A 16,202-nucleotide genomic window follows, 5' to 3' on the forward strand; every position below is an offset into this window, starting at 1 on the left:
AGATTCTGCCATAGCCCGGCGTCACATCGGCACATCCGGCGCACATGCCTGTGGCGCGTCCAACATGCCGGCGCCGCCCTATAATTGCGGGCGCCCGCGGCCGCACTGCGCCGGCGGCGGGCAAGTTCCCGTCTTCTCTCGCGCTTTCCGTCGTCCTTCCGCCTAGTCCTATGCCCAGCAAGCCAGCCTCGTCCCGCAACCCTGCGCCGCTCACCAAGGCGGACTTCGAGGCGCTCTCGGACTTCCGCTATCAGCTGCGGCGCTTCCTGCGGTTTTCCGAGGACGCGGCGCGCGAGGAAGGGCTGACCGTGCAGCAGTACCTGCTGCTGCTGCATATCCGCGGCAGCGCCGACAAGGAATGGGCCTCGATCGGCGAGCTGGCCGAACGCCTGCAGGCCAAGCAGCACGGCGTGGTGGCGCTGGTCAACCGCTGCGAGGCGGCGGGGCTGGTCAAGCGCCGGCTTAATCCCGAGGACCGGCGCGTGGTGCAGGTACACTTGCTGGCCAAGGGCGAGCGCAGCCTGAACCGGCTGGCGATGCTGCACCGGACCGAGCTGGAATCGCTGCGCAACACCTTCCGCGTGGCGCGCATCACGCAGTTCAACGACGACGGCGCCGAGCGCGGCTGAGCCCGCCAGCCGGGCGCCAACCCGCCGCCGAGCATCCGGTTACAGGCGGTTACCAATCAAAAGCTCCGGTGACACCCGCCGCCCGCGGGCGGCCCTAGACTCGCGCGCAATCATCAATACGCGCAGTGCGCAGGAGTCGAGCCATGTCCATCCCCTTTCGTTCGGTTGTGCTTGCGGTGCTGGGCGCCGGTGCGCTGGCCGGGTGTGCCACGCCGTATGGCTATGACAACGGCTATGGCGGGGGGTACGGCGGTGGGTATGGCGGCGGCTACGGCAGCTATGGCACCAATACCGCGTATGGTGGAAACTATGGCGGCAACTCTGGCACCAGCGGCACCACCATCAGCGGCTACCCGGCGCAGCAGGGCTATCCACAACAGGGTTACCCGCAGCAGGGCTACCCCCAGCAACAATATCCGCAGCAAGGCTATCCGCAACAGGGCTATCCGCAGCAGCAATATCCGGACGGCGGCTACGACAACAATAACTATGGCAACAACAACTACGGCAACCAGGCGTACGGTGTGCGCTACGGCTGGGTAGAGGCCATCGAAGTGGTTGCCGGCCAGCCGCCTTCGACCAGCGGCGCGGGCGCCGTGGTCGGTGGCATCGTCGGTGGTTTGCTCGGTCACCAGGTCGGCGGCGGCCGCGGCAATACGGTAGCAACCATCGGCGGCGCCGTGGTCGGCGCCGTGGCGGGCAACGAGGTCGAGAAGCGTACCGGCACCAGCGCGCAGGCCTACCGCGTGCGCGTGCGCACCAGCGACAACGCCTACCTGACGCTGACGCAGTCCAACGCCTACCAGATGCGCATTGGCGACCGCGTCAAGGTCGAGAACGGCGTCGCGGTGCCGTACTGACCGATACCAGCGCCGGCCGGCTAGGCTTCGGTGCTGAACAGCTGCGCGTAATCCTCGCGCAGCTGGCGCTTGAGCAGCTTGCCGGCCGTGTTGCGCGGCAGGTCGTCGACGAACACGATGCGCTTGGGCACCTTGAACGGCGCAAGCGCCTGGCGCGCATGCGCGATCAGCGCGTCTTCGCTGGCCTCCTGGCCGCGCTTGCGCACCACGCACGCGGCCACTGCCTCGACCCACTTCGGATGAGGCAATGCGAACACGGCCGCTTCAGCCACCGCGCCATGCGTGTACAGGCACTCTTCCACTTCCCGGCTCGATACCAGCACGCCGCCTGAATTGATCACGTCCTTGATCCGGTCGACCACGTACAGGTACCCCTCGGCATCCATGTAGCCAAGATCGCCGGAATGGAACCATCCGCCGGCAAACGCTTCGGCGGTCTGTTCCGGCTTGTCCCAGTATTCGGTCAGCAGTTGCGGCGAGCGGTGCACGATCTCGCCGAGCTCGCCCGGAGGGACGTCCCGCATAGTCTCGTCGACGATGCGCGTCTCGACATTCAGCACTGGCCGCCCTGCCGACGCGGGCCGCGCCGCATGCTCGTCGGGGCCCAGCACTGTCGCCAATGGCCCGATTTCGCTTTGCCCGTAGCAGTTGTAGAAGCGCAGCGCCGGCAGCTTCTGCTGCAACTCAAGGAGCACCGGCACCGGCATGATCGATGCGCCGTAGTAGGCCTTGACCAGCGCGCCGAGCCTGGCGGGATCGAACTCGGCGTGGCGCAGCAGCGAAATCCAGACCGTGGGCGGGGCAAAGAAGCTGGCGATGCCTTCCGCATGGATGGTGCGCAGGCAGTAGCCTGCCTCAGGGCTGTCGGCAATCAGCGTGGTGCCGCCGCACAACAGCAGCGGCATCAGGAACACGTGCATCTGCGCCGAGTGGTACAGCGGCAGCGCGGCCAGCGAATAGTCCGAGGCGCGGATGTCGCAGGCGGCGATGGTGCTGACATACTCGGCCAGCAGCGCGCGGTGGGTCAGCACCGCGCCCTTGGGTGCGGAAGTCGTGCCGGACGTGTAGAGGATCTGCGCCGGCGTGGTGTCGGCAAGGCTGTCGAGCAGCGGTGCCTCGGGCCCGTTGGCCGCCGCGGCGAGGATATCGCGCGCACTGCTGCCGCCATGCAGCGTGCCGCTGACGCGGCACGGCAGGCCCTCGACGCGCTCGGCCAGTGCTGGATCGGCAAAGATCGCGCTGGCGCCCGATTGCGTGACGAGATACTCCACTTCCGGCCGCGTCATCGAGAAGTTGACCGGCACGTGGACCAGGCCGCTGCGCAGGCAAGCCAGCCACAGCAGCACGTACGCATCCGAGTTCTTGCCGAAGGCCGCGACGCGGTCGCCGGGGCGCAGGCCCCATTGTGCCAGCGCGCCAGCCACGCGCGCGGTGGCGAGGTCGAGTTCGCGGTAGCTCCAGGCCCGCTCGCCGAAGCGGATCGCGGTCTTGGCAGGACTGCGCCGTACCGAGCGGGCGATGGCATCGGGGATGGTGTTGCGCAGGGCGCGCTGCTGCTCTGACTGCATGGTGGTCTCCGTTTTATGGTTTGAGGGTCCAGCAAGTCTTTGAAGCCAAGCGCCGAGGATAAGGGCTGCCGCCTTGCCATGGCAAGGCGGCGAGGCGCGCATGGGCGCCTCCCGGAGCTGTTACAGCGCCTGCGCCAGGAAGGCAAGCGCGCGCCCGTGTGCCAGCGCGGCACTGGGCTGGTGGTATGAGGCCCGCGCCCAGCAGTTGAAGCCGTGGTCGGCGTTGTCGTAGACGTGGATCTCGGTGCGGGGTTTGCCGGCCATCGCGTCGCGCACGCTTTGCACCGCGGCGGGCGGGATGTGCGCATCGAGCGCGCCGTAGTGAAATTGCACCGGCACGCGGATGTTCGCCGCTTCCTGCAGCTGGTTCTGGATACCGCCACCGTAGTACGGCACCGCCGCGTCGACCAGCCCGCACGCAGCGCTCAGGTACGACAGCAGTCCGCCGAAGCAGTAGCCCACCGCTGCGACCTTGCCGGCGCCGGTGCGCTGGCGCAGCGTCTGCACGGCGGCGGCGATGTCGCCCACCGCGGCTTCGATGTCCACTGCCTGGCGCAGCGCCATCGCACGCGCCATGTCGTCGCCGGCATAGCCCAGTTCGACGCGCGGCGCATCGCGCCAGAACACGTCGGGCGCCAGCACTGCATAGCCGTCCGCGGCGTACTGGTCAGCCACCGCGCGGATGTGTTCGTTCACGCCGAAGATTTCCTGCAGCAGCACGATGCCGGGTGCGCCGGGCTGGACGCCAGCCGGCGGCAGGCTGAGGTAGGCGTCGAAACTGCCCGCGGCGCTGTCGACGCGGATCCATTGGCTGTCGGGAATGGCTGTCATGGCAAAGGCTCTCCGGAATGGCTCACTAGGGTCTGTTCACATATCCTAGGGGTAGGCGGAATGCGCCGCGGGTGCCGCGCGCCAGCCGCAAGTTTGCCACCGCGCGCGCCGTCGTGCTGGCGCTTTCCTTTGCCGGCAGCAAGCGCCTCAATACGCGCGCGATTGCCGGTAGCGCTTGTGCCAGTTGTCGGTATAGGCCTTCACCACCGCGGCGTCGCCGCGGATCAGCATGCCGTTCTCGGCATTGCGTTCTTGCGCCGACTTGGTGAAGTTGAACGAGCCGGTGAATACCGCCTGGTCGTCGAACACCATCACCTTGTTGTGCGCGATCGCGGGCTTGTTGTCGATCACCACCGGCACGCCCGCGTGCTTGAGATAGGTGGCGCTGGTATAGCGCTCCGACTGCTGGCTCTTGTCGAGGATCACGCGCACGTCCACGCCGCGCCGGTGCGCCTGCGCCACGGCCTCGGCGATCGGCGCGCTGGTGAACGAGTAAGCCTGGATCAGCAGTTGCCGGCGCGTGCTGCGGATCGCATTGACCAGCAGCGCCTGGCAGCTCGCGCCGTCAGGCACGAAGCACAGCGTGTAGCCGCTGCCCTGCGCAAACGGCTTGCCCGGCGCGGGCCCGGCCTCGGGCGGCTGCACCGGCCTGTCGGAGCGCGAGGGCAGGTGGTTGGCCACCGCTTCGTTGAAGGTGTCGCTGATGCTGTTGGCGATGGATTCGGTGACCTGGTCGAAGCCAGACGCGGAACGCGCGTGCGCGATCAGGGCGAAGGGGCTGAACGAGGTGAAGGCCGAGACGGCGGCGGCGAGGGCAAGGCCCAATAAGGTACGGCGGAACATTCGGTAAGTCGCGGCGCGGGCTGTGGTGCGCGGGACCGCAGCGTAGCAGCCGCATACGCCACTGGCAAAGGGCGATGTGTAACAGGATCTGTGCCGGCGGCACCGGCCTTGGGACTATCGGCGCATGGCGCCTATGATGGATGGAACCCCGCGGGCCCGCCCGCCAAGGAGAGGGACATGTCGAACCATACCTACAAGCTGGTCGAAATCGTCGGCTCTTCGCCGGATAGCTGCGATGCGGCCATCCGCAGCGCCATCGCCAAGGCTGGCGAAACCATCAAGAACATCGACTGGTTCGAAGTGGTGGAAACACGCGGCCATATCGAGAACGGCAAGATCGCACATTTCCAGGTCACGCTGAAGGTCGGCTTCCGTGTGACCTGAGCCGGGCCGCTCGCGGTTTGCGCTGCGTGTCGTTCCTGCCTGGACTGCCGGCTTGAAAAAAGCGGCCGGCGCAATACTGCCGCCGGCCGGGTGCAGGGAAACCTGGAAGACCTGGAAGCCGATCGGGCGCGCCTCAGTCAAGCTGGTAGGAATAGGTGGCATTGATCCGCGGCGAGCGGTGCTTGGCATTGGTTGGCATGTCGCCGACCGGCTGCGCCACCGACAGGTCGAGCGTGTAGAAGCGCCGGTCCGAGAAGCGCGCGCCGAGCGCCACCGACGACAGCTTGCGGTGCGACAGCGAAACGCTGTTGGAAAACACCCGCGCCACGTCGGCCAGCACATAGGGCTGGATCGTGCGCAGATAGGCCATGTCCGGCGTGAACAGCCGGCTGATCTCCGCCGACGCGCCCCACCCCTTGTCGCCCGCCACTTCGCCGGCGGGATAGCCCAGCCCGAAGAAGCGCCCGCCGAAACTGATCTGCTCGCCCGAAGCCAGCTTGTTGCCGCTGTACTGGCCGGCCGCGGACAGCGTCAGGCCGAAGCGGGCAGGCAGGTCCATGGCTTGCGACAGCAGCAACCGCGTGCGGAAAAAGCTCAGGTCGTTGACATTGTTCTCGCGGCTGGCGCCCAGTGCATCGAAACCTTTGTACAGGCCCAGCGTGGCGTTGCGGGTCACGCCTTCGCCGCGCTGCACGTAGGTCAGCTCGGCGGTGCCCACGCGCACGTTGGTGCCGAGCGTGACCTTGGTGCCGGTGGTGGTGTGGGTGTAGCGCTCGAACTGGTCGGCGCCGTAGAAGCCGCCTGTCAGCGTCAGCGAGTGGGCATTGCTCAGCAGCAGCGGATAACTCAGCGAGCCGCCGATGCGCTTGGTGTCGTTGATGTAGCGCTGGTTGAAGCCGATCCCCGGCAGCGTCGCGTTCTGCGGCACACCGCGGTAGTGCGAGGCATTGAGGCGCGCGATCATGCCCTGGGTGCCCAGCGGCTGCACGTAGCTGGCCGCGTAGTACTCCTCATTGTCGCGGCCCTTCGGGAACAGCGCCGACACCGACACCTGCTCGCCCAGCGGCGTCAGGCCGTTGGTGGTCGCGGTGGCGATCGCGCGCAGGCCCGGCGACATGTATTCGATGCCGGTGCCGACGGTAATCGGCTTGCGCTTGACGTCGAGCACCATCTCGCTGGCGCCGTCGGTGGTCGTCGGCGGCTGCACCGTCGCGGCCACCTGCATGCCCGGCTGCAGCGCCAGCACGTTGACGTAGTGCTCGAAGGTTTCCTGGCGCAGCGGGCGGTCTTGCTGCAGCTTCTCGCCGATGGCGCGCAGGCGGCCTTCCACCGGCCCGGCCTTGCCGGTCACCGTGACGCGCGCCACGTAGCCTTCCACCACCGTGACCAGCACGTCGCCGTTGGTGAAGTCCTGTGCCGGCACGAAGGCGAACGACAGCGGGTAGCCCTTGTCCTTGTACATCTTCGTCACCGTGTTGGCCGCCTCGAGCAGTTGCGCGACCGTGATCTCGCGGTTTGCCAGCGGCGAGAACTGCGCGGCCACCTCGGCAAACGGCAGCGTCTTCACGCCCTCGATGCGGAAGCGCCGCGGCGTCAGGCGCGCTTCCAGCAGTTCCTGCAGCGCTGACTGCGGGCGCTCGACCTGCACGGTCACGCTGCTGTCCGGACGGGCTGGCGCGATCTTCGGGAGGGTCAGGGTCGGGTCGCCCTGGACCGGGCTGCGGGGATCGGCCTGGACCAGGCCGTGATGGAGCGCGCCGACGCCGACCAGCAGCGCGGCAACGCGATGACGTGCACGCATGGCAATACCCCTGTAAGAATGCTTGCGGCTATCTGGCATCGCGTGCCACTGGGGCCGGGGATTGCCGCTACCCCCGGCGCCTGCTCGTACCCGCTGTTGCGGATGAGCGCGTGGCCGCTACGCTGAATCGGATCCTGCAGTTGTCGCGCGCGGGGGCGGACAACCGGCCTGCGCGGTATTACTTGCCGCCGAGCGCGCCGGTCAGGCCACCCAGCAAGCCGCCGACCAGGCCGCCGACCGGGCCGGTCGCGGTCGTGGAGCCCTTGCTGGTGGTGCTGCCGGAGGTGGCGGTGGCGCCGCCGGTGAGGCCGGCGACGACATTGGTGACCGGCGCCAGCGGCCCGGCGGTGGTGCCGGAGCCGGCGGCCGTGGCAACACCGCCAAGCCCGCCGACCACGCCATTGACCACACCGCTGACGGCGGTGGTGACCGGCGCCAGTGGCGTATTGCCGCCGGTGGAGGTCAGCCCGCCGGTGAGCCCGCTGACGAGCCCGGTGACAGGAGCCAGCGGCGAGCCTGCGTTGCCCCCGGTCGCGCCGGTGACGCCGCTGACCAGCCCCGTCACCGGTGCCAGCGCCGGGCTCAGCGCGCCCAGCCCGCCGCCGGTGGCCGGGCCCTTCACCGCGCCGCCCAGCGATGCCACGGTGGTGCCCGCGGCATTGACGGTGCCGCCCAGGCCAGAGACCACCGGCGTATTGGTCTGTTGCAGCTTGGTGCCGGCCGTGGCCAGCGCGCCGCCGACCGTGGCCAGCAGGCTGGCGGTCGGGGTGCCCAGCCCGGTGGCCGCGCCCAGCGTCTGCGTGGTGCTGGTCAGCTTCGAGGTGAGCGGCACGATCAGCTTGCTGACGTTGCCGGTGACTTGCTCGACCGGCCCGGTCGACAGGACCGTGGTCAGCTTGGCACCGGTCGCGGTGACGGTGTCGCCGACCTTGTCGACCACTGCGCCCAGCGGCGTGGCCAGGGGCGCCAGCGGCGAGAGCTGGCCGGTACCCAGGCCGCCGATCGCCGTGCCTGCGCTCGATACCGCAGCGCCCAGTTCACCGACGACATTGCCGGTGCTTGCCACCGTGACCCCGACCGGGTTGGCGACGTTGGGCATGCTGCCCAGGCCCCCTTGCAGTCCCGCGGCCAGCGCGCCCACGGCATCGCCGGTGTTGCCGACCACGCCGCCCAGGCCGCTTTGCGTCTGCGCCGGCACCAGGGGCAGGTTGGCGCTGCCGAGTTGCGTGCCAAGGTCGCTGACCGTGCTGCCGGCGCTGCCAAGCACCGAGCCCGTATTGTTGATGATGGCCGCGGTCGGCGTCAGCGCGGGGGTCTGGCCGCTGCCGTCGCCGCCGCCATTGTCACCGCCGGTGCCGCCCGTACCACCAGTGCCGCCAGTACCGCCGCCGCCGGCCAGGTCGGTGCCACCGCCCAGGCCGCCCGTACCACTCGTACCCGTATTGTTGCCGCTGGTCTTGGTTCCCGACGTGCCCATGGAAGTCGAGCCACTGCCGCTGGCGCAACCGCCCAGTGCCAGCAGGGTTGCCAGGAGTGCCGTAACGGCGAATTGTTGTTTGCGCATGGTTGGTTCCCTCTGTTCCCGTCGTTTCAATCGCTCGGCCGCGCAGCGCCTTTTCCGTCCTTGCGTGCGGCGGCACGCTTGCATGGCGCAACGGGCATGCCAGCGCCGGAGCGGGGCCCGGCGGGCACCCCGCCAACGCGGGGTGCGTGGTCTCCGAAGCCTTGCGGAGCCTGCCGTTGCGGGCGATGCCGGAAAGCCATCCCGAGCGCGGCGAAGCGCGCATTGGTGGGCTTGCGCACGTTACGCGTTACGTAACGTGTGTCGTCTGACGGGAACAAAAATGCCGGAAATGACAGGGTCGTGACGTCGCCGCGCGCGTGTCGGAACGGTGCCTGTGCGGGTGCCGGAATCACCGCCGTTGCGTGCGGTGGCGAACGCCGGTGTTCCGGAGCGGGCGGAACACGTTACGTAGCACGTAACGCCAGTCGCGCACGCCGTAACACCACCGCGGGCACGGAACCAGGCGGTCCGCAATGCCGCGCAAGCCGCGCCCGGCAAGGCGTACAACCCCGCCGCGCAGGCGCGCTGTCAATGTGTGCCGGCGCACATGGCCGCGCTGGCATGCGCTTTGCCATTCAGGTCCCGACGCGCCGGCGATCCCGCGCTCCACCGCGTGGCCATGCCCTCAAGGGGGCGGCCAGCGTCGGTGGACAAAGCGGGGCCCTGGGGAGGCTCGTCGGCAATCCGTGCGACAGACCAAGACACGACGGCCACGGCAGGGCCGAGGCCCACCTGACAGAGGAGCAAGGCAATGAGAATCCAGCAACCGGCGCAGCATTCCATGACAATCCTGGCCACGGCTTGCGTGGCCGCCGCCGCCCTATTGGCGGGCTGCTCGTCGAGCGGCGGCGGCAGCGGCATCAATCCACGCCCCAGCGGCGGCGGCAGTACCGAGGTGCAGGTCACGCCGGGACCGAAAACCCCGCAGGGGGGCGATCCCACCCCCACCGCCGAGGTGGTGCACGGTGCGGCCCATACCGTGTTGGCCGCGGGCGATGCCATCAGCGAGATCGGCAAGGACATCAAGCATGCGCCGATTCCGGTGCTGCCCAAGAAGGCGCGCTACGGGCTGGGCGGGGTGGTCGACAACACCGGCGACGCCGTGAGCGCGCTCGGTCAAGGGCTGCACGACGGGCTCGGCAAGATGGGCCAGGTGCGCAATCCGGTCGGCATCACCGTTGCCAGCACCGGCAACGTGGTCGAAGAGGGCGGCGAGGCCGTGATCAGCGCCGGCAAGCTGGTCTATGGCCTGGGTACCGACAAGCTCGCGCCGCTGGCGCCAGTGACGACGCCGGTGGGCAAGCTGGTCAAGGAAGTGGGCTACGTGGTCAAGGAAGGCGGCCACAAGCTCTACCACGTGCTGTCCGAGGGCCCGGTCGAGAACGTGACCCAGACGGTCAGCAAGGTCATCGTGCCGCTCACCAGCAAGGTGACCGACGGCACGCAGAAGCTGGGCGCGGTTACCGGCCTGGGCAAGCCGGTCGATGGCCTGCTGCGCAAGCTCGGCTACACGGTGGCCAGCGGCGGCAGCCTGCTCAGCCACAGCGATGCGCCGCTGGTGTCGCCGCTGGGCGGTGTGTTCAAGGAAGCCGGCAAGACGGTGGCGGAGGCCGGCGGTCTGGTCAACGGTGGCTACGGCCATGGCGGCAATCCGCTCGGCGGGCTGCTGGGCAACCTCCCGCTGCTGGGCGGCGGGCATGGCGGCGGCTATGGCGATGGCGGCCATCTGCTTGGCGGGTTGCTGGGCAACTTGCCGCTGCTGGGCGGGCATGGTGGCGGGCATGGTGGCGGCCCGCTCGGCGGCTTGCTGGGCAACCTGCCGTTGCTGGGCGGTGGCGGCCATGGCGGCGGGCATGACGGTGGCCCGCTCGGCGGCTTGCTGGGCAAGCTGCCCCTGCTGGGGGATGGCGGCCACGGCGGCGGTCATGGCGGCGGCCATGGCAATGGCCACGGCGGCAACGTCGTCGGCGGGCTGCTGGGCAATCTTCCGTTGCTCGGCGACGGCAAGGGCAATGGCCATGGCGGGTCGTCTGGCCTGCTGGCGCCGGTTACCGGGCTGCTCGGCGGCCTCGCTGGCGGAGGCAATGGTGGTGGCCATGGTGGCGGTCATGGCGGCGGTCATGGCGGCGGCCATGGTGGTGGCCATGGCAGCAATGGCGGCTACGGCGGCGACAGCGATGGCAAGGGCCTCCAGCTGCCCCTGCTGGGTGGCTTGCTCCGCTGATTTGTCTCATTCCCGGCCTAGGGTTTTCACGGTGCGCTGTCGCACATCACCCCGTCGCAGCGCATCTTTTTCTTCCGCCTGGCGCCGCCGCCTGAACCGCGGCGGCGCCAGGCTGCAGGCCGGTCGCCGGCCGATCCTGCCCGTTCTTTAACAACGTGCAAGCAACGTGCCATGGGTCGTTTCAAACACAGGAGCATGACCCCTTTGGGTCATTCCCACCACCCGTAGGTGGGGTATGGTTGAGACATTTCGTGTCTTATAAAAAAAGTGCAGCACAGCGTGAAATGTCGATAAAGAGCGGGCCACAGAGTACCGCGATAATCGAACGGGGGAAGCGTGATCGCGGGTTTTTCGATCACCTCGGGAGTGACAATATGAAACGACTCATTGCACGCTTCATCAAGGATGAGCGCGGCGCGACGGCCATCGAGTATGGGCTGATCGCGGGCCTGGTGGCCCTTGCCGTGGCTGTCGGTGCCGGTACCCTCGGCACTAACCTCAACACCGGTTTCGGCAACCTTGCCGCACGCGTGCTTGCCTGGCTGCCTGCCGCACCCTGAGCCGGCGGTATCCACGTGATTGCTGCGCTCCTCTGCGCGGCGACCCTCTACACAGACTTCGCTTACCGGCGCGTTCCTAACGCCATGCTGGCGGCTGCCGTGCTGGCCCTTGGGCTGGCGCTGCTGGCCGGGCAGGGCACGGAACTGCCGATCGGCACGCGCCTGGCCGGCGCGGGGCTGGGACTTGCCGTCACGCTGCCGGTCTACGCCCTTGGGCGCATGGCGGCGGGTGACGTCAAGTTCCTGGCGGTGGCAGGTCTGTTCACCGGTCCGCAGGGGCTGGTCATGGCATGGGTCGTCGGCAGCCTGCTCGGGATGGTGCACGCGCTGCTTGCGCTGGCACTGGACGGCTGCGGGCCGGCCGCGCGCCGCCAGCGCGCCGCGGCACCGATGCGTGCCGGCGACGGTGAGCCAGTGCCCGGGCAGGGCAAGGATGCACAAGGCAACGGACTGGCGCCGACCGCGCAGTTTGCATGCGCGCGGGGCATTCCGTACGCCGCGTACCTGGCAGCAGGTGTGCTGTGGTGGCTGGCCGCGGGCCGCTAGGGCCGATAGCCCGGAGACAGCGACAGGAACGCGGGCTGCGCCGCCGGTCGGCGCGAGAACAAAAAGGGGACCGGACAGATGTGGCAGCACGCAAGGGTCAACAAGGTCAACCGGGTCAACCTGGACAGCGGGCATGCGCGCCCGGGATGCGTCCGGCGCAGGCAAACTGCCGGCAGCGCCGCGATCGAGTTCGCGATCGTGGTGCCGCTGCTGCTCGCCATCGTCATCGGCATCGTCTACTACGGCATGGTGCTGGCACTGCAGCAGATGCTGACGCTGGCGGCCGAAGAAGGGGCACGTGCCGCCTTGCGCTATCCGTCCGGGGTATCCGGCACGGGCGCGGCCGCGACGCAGGCGGCACGCGTAAGCGCGGCCTCGGCCATGGCGCTGGGAACGCTGCCCACTTCCATCAGCAGCGCCATCACCCCGACGAACGTCGCACAGGCAGTGCCGTGTGCAAGCGGGTCCGCCGACCTGTGCGTGCAGGTCACGCTCAGGCTGCCGACCGCCAACATCCTTCCAGCCGTGCCGATGGTGCCGGTGCCGGCGACGTTGTCCGGCACGGCCATGGTCCAGCTTTCGCCCGATATCTGAGCGCGGTGATCGCCATGACGCATCCCCAGGCACTTCAAGCCCCGTCCGCCCAAAGGAACTTCGCATGACCAGCAAGCAGATCCGACTCGTGGCGGTGGTGTTGCTCGGACTGGCGCTGCTGCTTGCGGTGCTGGCCTGGCAGGTCGGCCGCCAGCCGGCGCCAACAGAGACGGCGTCAAAGGGTGCGTCGCCAATGCACCCGGTAGTCATCACCACGCGCGCCGTGGAAGCCGGCAAGCCCATCGGCGCTGACGCGCTCAAGGTCGAGATGCTGCCGATCGATCCGGCCGGCGCCTACACCGACGTGGCGCGCGTCAGCGGACAGGTGCTGCTGGTGCCGCTGGGCGCCAACGTGCCCGTGCTCGAAACCCAGTTGCTGGCCGGCCTGGCGACGCAGGTGCCGGAAGGCGAGCGCGCCGTGGCGGTGCAGGTCGACGAGGTCATCGGCGTCGGCAACCAGGTGCAGCCGGGCGATTACGTCGACGTGTTCCTGGTGCTGCGACGCGACCAGCAGGAGATCCCGGAAAGCCACGCCCGCATGCTGTTGTCGCGGCTGCGCGTGCTGTCCTACGGTGCGGCCGCGGTGCACCAGCCGCAGCCGGCGAAGCCCGAACAGATGATGGCGCGGCAGGAAGGCGCCAAGACCGCGGTCTTGTCTGTACCGCTGGAGCAGGTCAGCCGGCTCGCCATGGCGCAGCAGTCGGGGCGCCTGCTGCTGGCGCTGCGCAACCCGCACGACCAGGCCATGCCGAGCGAAGGCATGTTCGTGGAGCCGCCGCCGGCCCTGGCCGTGCGCGCCGGCGTGCCGGCCGATGCGCCGCGCGCCGCAGCCGACAAGGCCGTCGCCGGGGTGGCGTTGTCCGGCATGGCGGCCACCGGCGCTGCGGGCGGCAAAGCCGCGCGGGCGCCGCAAGCGCTGCCGCCCGCGGCACCGGCGGCACGCCCGCTGCAGGTGGCCGCGCCGCCCGCCGCGCGACAGGCGCGCGAGGCGCGAGAGATCGCGGGCGTGGAAGTGATTCGTGCCGGCAAGCGCGAGATCGAGTAAGAACGTGGGCGCTCATCGCATGCATACCAACAAGACGCAGTCCCCCGCCGCGGCAGTGCGCCGCAGGCTGATGCAGGCCACGTTTGCCGCGATGCTGGCAAGCACCGCCTGGTATGCCATGGCGCCGCGCGCTCTGGCGCAGGAGGCCGCGGCGGGCGCCGCGCAAGACCCGGCGCCGGCACGGCAGCTGCGCCTGATGGCCGGCGCGCAGAAGGAAATCCGCACGGCGCAGCCGGTGGAGCGCGTGGCGGTCGGCAACCCGGCCGTCGCCGACGCGCTGGTGCTGCGCACGCGCGGCACGCCCAGCGTGCTGCTGGTCGCCAAGCAGCCGGGCGTGACCGACGTCATGATGTGGACGCGCAACGCCGAACCGGTGACATACAGCGTGCAGGTCGATGCCATCGCCCCCGGCGCGGATGACGCCAGGGTCGGCTACTCGGCGGCGGGCGCGTCGATCAGCGGGCAGTCGCCCGATGCCTACGCCGCCGCGCGCGCGCAGGCCGCGGCCCGTGCCGCCACCGCCGGCAGGGCCGACGGCAGGCCCGGCCTGGTGATCGACCGCTCGACGGTGCCGGTCAGCGGCACGGTGCAGGTCGACGTCAAGGTGGTCGAGGTCAGCAAGACCGTGCTCAAGGAAGCCGGCATCAATTTCTTCCGCAACCATTCCGGCTTTGCCTTCGGTTCCTTTTCGCCGTCGACGCTGAACAAGTTCACCTTCACCCCCGGCACCAATGGCAATCCCGGCAGCTTCAGCGCCGACCTGTCGTCGCCGATGAGCAGCGCCTTCAACCTGGTGGCCGCCTCGCTGACCAACGGCATCTTCGCCAACATCAGCCTGCTGGAGGCCAATGGCCTGGCACGCGTGCTGGCGGAACCCAGCCTGGTGGCGCTGTCCGGCCAGAGCGCCAGCTTCCTCGCCGGCGGCGAGATCCCGATCCCGGTGCCACAGGCGCTGGGCACCACCACGATCCAGTTCAAGCCGTTCGGCATCGGGCTGACCGTGTCGCCCACGGTGCTGTCGGCCAACCGGATCGCGCTGAAGGTGGCGCCGGAGGCCAGCGACCTGGATCCGTCGCGCGGCATCTCGGTCAACGGTGCGGTGGTTCCCGCCATCGTCACGCGCCGCGCCGACACTACCGTGGAGCTGGGCGACGGCGAGAGCTTCGTGATCGGCGGACTGGTCAGCCGCAACACCGTCAGCAATGTCAGCAAGGTGCCGCTGCTGGGCGACCTGCCCGTGATCGGCGTCTTCTTCAAGAACCTGAATTTTCACCAGGAAGACCGCGAACTGATGATCGTCGTCACGCCGCGCCTGGTGAAGCCGCTGGCCAAGGGCGCGCCGGCGGCGCAGGCCGTCGGGGCCGACGGCCGCACCAGCGCCAGCCCCAATGTATGGGGGTGGTACATGGTGGGTGAGTACGCGGACCCGACGTTGCCGGGTTTCTCAAAATAGCCGCCGGCCATGCCGGCGGGCATGGCCAACACGTTGAGGCGGAACGATGGATTATTTCCTGTTGCATGCCACGCAGGGCGAAGTCAAGGACTGGCTGGGCAAGGTCCTGGGCGGGCTGGGCACGCTGGTGGCGGAGGGCGGGGCCCAGGAGGCCTTCATGGAGCGCGTCGGCGAACTGCGCCCCGGGCTGGTGTTCCTGCATTTCTCGCCCGAGCTGGCCAGCGCCTCGGCGCGCCTGGGCGAGCAGTTGCTGCGGCTCTTCCCCGGCCTGCCGCTGGTCGCGGTCGGCCGCGCCGATGATCCCGGCGTCATGCTGGCCGCGCTGCGCATGGGCGTGAAGGACTTTATCGACCTGCGCGACGCGCCGGCCGACGCCGAGGCGGTGGTCAAGCGCCTGGCGGTGCCGCGCGAGCAGGTGCGGCCCGCCGAGGCCTTGCGCCAGGGCAAGATCGTCGCCCTGCTGGGCGCGCGCCCCGGCGTGGGCGTGACCAGCCTGGCGGTCAACCTGGCGGCCGCCGCGCGCCGCCACCTGCCGCTGCGCGAGAAGTCCGACGCACGCGCCGAGGTGCTGCTGCTCGACCTGGGCCTGCCCGCGCGCGACGGCGCGCTGTACCTGAACCTGACCCCGGGCTTCCACTTCGTCGAGGCGGTGCGCAACCTGCGCCGCTTCGACCAGGTCTTCGTGCAGACCGCGCTGACGCGCCATGCCAACGGCGTCTGCGTGCTGCCACTGCCGGGGGCGCTGGGCGAGCTGCGCGACATCTCCTATTCGGAAGCGATCAGCCTGCTGGAGCGGCTGCGCGCGTTCTTCGACATGCAGGTGATCGACCTCGGCGGCTTCGGCAATGCCGAGTTCACCGCGCAGATCGTCAAGGCCGCCGACAGCGTGGTGCTGGTCGCCGAGCAGAGTGTCGGCGCCATCGTTTCGGCGGCCGAGCTGGTGCACGAGCTGCGCGCGCGCGAGGTGGAGCGCGATGACCTGCACCTGCTGGTGTCGCGCTTCGATGCGCGCCTGGGCGTCGACGCCGCGCAGATCGCGCGCCGCGTCGGCGTGCAGTCGGTGGCGACGCTGCCCGATTGCCGCGAGGCGCTGGTGCTGGCGATGAACCGCGGCGCCGTACTGGCCGACGACAACCCCCATGATCCCTACGTGCGCGCGCTGGCAGAACTGCTGGCGCGGCTGGGCTATCGCCCCGAAGCGGCGAAGGACACCAGCCTGCTTGGACGCATGAAGGAAAAACTGCCCGAAGCGCTGCGCGCGGTGCGCGTGGCCAAGACCGGAAGCTGAGCAAGCCCAGGA

General features: G+C 69.3%; 15 protein-coding genes. 10 read left to right on the forward strand and 5 right to left on the reverse strand.

Annotated elements, in window-relative coordinates; translation table 11 throughout:
- Positions 1-170 precede the first annotated feature (170 nt).
- Together ACIP1U_RS28630 and ACIP1U_RS28635 are read left to right on the forward strand one after the other, a co-directional pair.
- On the forward strand, positions 171-629 hold the full coding sequence (locus ACIP1U_RS28630) for a MarR family winged helix-turn-helix transcriptional regulator (RefSeq protein ID WP_400322334.1): 459 nt from the start codon (positions 171-173) through the stop codon (positions 627-629).
- A gap of 143 nt (positions 630-772) precedes the next feature.
- On the forward strand, positions 773-1,489 hold the full coding sequence (locus tag ACIP1U_RS28635; protein ID WP_400322336.1) for a glycine zipper 2TM domain-containing protein: 717 nt from the start codon (positions 773-775) through the stop codon (positions 1,487-1,489).
- A gap of 20 nt (positions 1,490-1,509) precedes the next feature.
- Here ACIP1U_RS28635 and ACIP1U_RS28640 read toward each other — a convergent pair whose 3' ends face one another.
- The 3 genes from ACIP1U_RS28640 to ACIP1U_RS28650 form a co-directional block, all read right to left on the reverse strand.
- Positions 1,510-3,057, reverse strand: coding sequence for an acyl-CoA synthetase (locus ACIP1U_RS28640; RefSeq protein WP_400322338.1), 1,548 nt, complete (start codon positions 3,055-3,057; stop codon positions 1,510-1,512).
- A gap of 120 nt (positions 3,058-3,177) precedes the next feature.
- Positions 3,178-3,888 carry a dienelactone hydrolase family protein gene (locus ACIP1U_RS28645; protein WP_400322340.1) on the reverse strand — a complete coding sequence of 237 codons (711 nt, stop codon included), beginning with the start codon at positions 3,886-3,888 and terminating at the stop codon, positions 3,178-3,180.
- 147 nt (positions 3,889-4,035) lie between these two features.
- The gene (locus tag ACIP1U_RS28650) at positions 4,036-4,731 is read right to left on the reverse strand and encodes a phospholipase D family protein (protein ID WP_400322342.1); all 696 of its coding nucleotides are present in this window, start codon (positions 4,729-4,731) and stop codon (positions 4,036-4,038) included.
- A 177-nt stretch (positions 4,732-4,908) separates the two neighbouring features.
- Here ACIP1U_RS28650 and ACIP1U_RS28655 point away from each other — a divergent pair, with 177 nt between their 5' ends.
- The gene (locus tag ACIP1U_RS28655) at positions 4,909-5,115 is read left to right on the forward strand and encodes a dodecin (RefSeq protein WP_400322344.1); all 207 of its coding nucleotides are present in this window, start codon (positions 4,909-4,911) and stop codon (positions 5,113-5,115) included.
- Between the two features lie 133 nt (positions 5,116-5,248).
- On the opposite strand, the gene ACIP1U_RS28660 is transcribed toward ACIP1U_RS28655, so the two are convergent.
- Entirely contained in the window at positions 5,249-6,916 is a 1,668-nt protein-coding gene (locus ACIP1U_RS28660) for a ShlB/FhaC/HecB family hemolysin secretion/activation protein (RefSeq protein WP_400322346.1), read from the reverse strand.
- A 178-nt stretch (positions 6,917-7,094) separates the two neighbouring features.
- On the reverse strand, positions 7,095-8,480 hold the full coding sequence (locus ACIP1U_RS28665) for a collagen-like triple helix repeat-containing protein (protein WP_400322348.1): 1,386 nt from the start codon (positions 8,478-8,480) through the stop codon (positions 7,095-7,097).
- A gap of 751 nt (positions 8,481-9,231) precedes the next feature.
- Here ACIP1U_RS28665 and ACIP1U_RS28670 point away from each other — a divergent pair.
- The 7 genes from ACIP1U_RS28670 (at position 9,232) to ACIP1U_RS28700 (ending at position 16,190) form a co-directional block, all read left to right on the forward strand.
- Complete coding sequence (locus ACIP1U_RS28670) at positions 9,232-10,704, forward strand: collagen-like triple helix repeat-containing protein (protein WP_400322350.1); 1,473 nt, start codon at positions 9,232-9,234, stop codon at positions 10,702-10,704.
- A 374-nt stretch (positions 10,705-11,078) separates the two neighbouring features.
- Positions 11,079-11,264, forward strand: a complete 186-nt coding sequence (locus ACIP1U_RS28675) for a Flp family type IVb pilin (protein WP_400322351.1) — start codon at positions 11,079-11,081, stop codon at positions 11,262-11,264.
- Positions 11,265-11,279: 15 nt separating this feature from the next.
- Positions 11,280-11,810, forward strand: a complete 531-nt coding sequence (locus tag ACIP1U_RS28680; protein WP_400322353.1) for a prepilin peptidase — start codon at positions 11,280-11,282, stop codon at positions 11,808-11,810.
- Between the two features lie 78 nt (positions 11,811-11,888).
- A complete protein-coding gene (locus ACIP1U_RS28685; RefSeq protein WP_400322355.1) occupies positions 11,889-12,404 on the forward strand; it encodes a TadE/TadG family type IV pilus assembly protein in 516 nt (171 codons plus the stop codon).
- Positions 12,405-12,468: 64 nt separating this feature from the next.
- A complete protein-coding gene (gene cpaB, locus ACIP1U_RS28690; RefSeq protein WP_400322357.1) occupies positions 12,469-13,449 on the forward strand; it encodes a Flp pilus assembly protein CpaB in 981 nt (326 codons plus the stop codon).
- Between the two features lie 19 nt (positions 13,450-13,468).
- Positions 13,469-14,902: a type II and III secretion system protein family protein gene (locus ACIP1U_RS28695; protein ID WP_400322359.1), complete on the forward strand. Its 1,434-nt coding sequence runs from the start codon at positions 13,469-13,471 to the stop codon at positions 14,900-14,902.
- 46 nt (positions 14,903-14,948) lie between these two features.
- Positions 14,949-16,190 carry a CpaE family protein gene (locus ACIP1U_RS28700; protein WP_400322361.1) on the forward strand — a complete coding sequence of 414 codons (1,242 nt, stop codon included), beginning with the start codon at positions 14,949-14,951 and terminating at the stop codon, positions 16,188-16,190.
- Positions 16,191-16,202: the final 12 nt, after the last annotated feature.

Origin of the sequence: Cupriavidus sp. NPDC089707 (assembly GCF_044748965.1) — a bacterium.
GTDB lineage: Bacteria > Pseudomonadota > Gammaproteobacteria > Burkholderiales > Burkholderiaceae > Cupriavidus.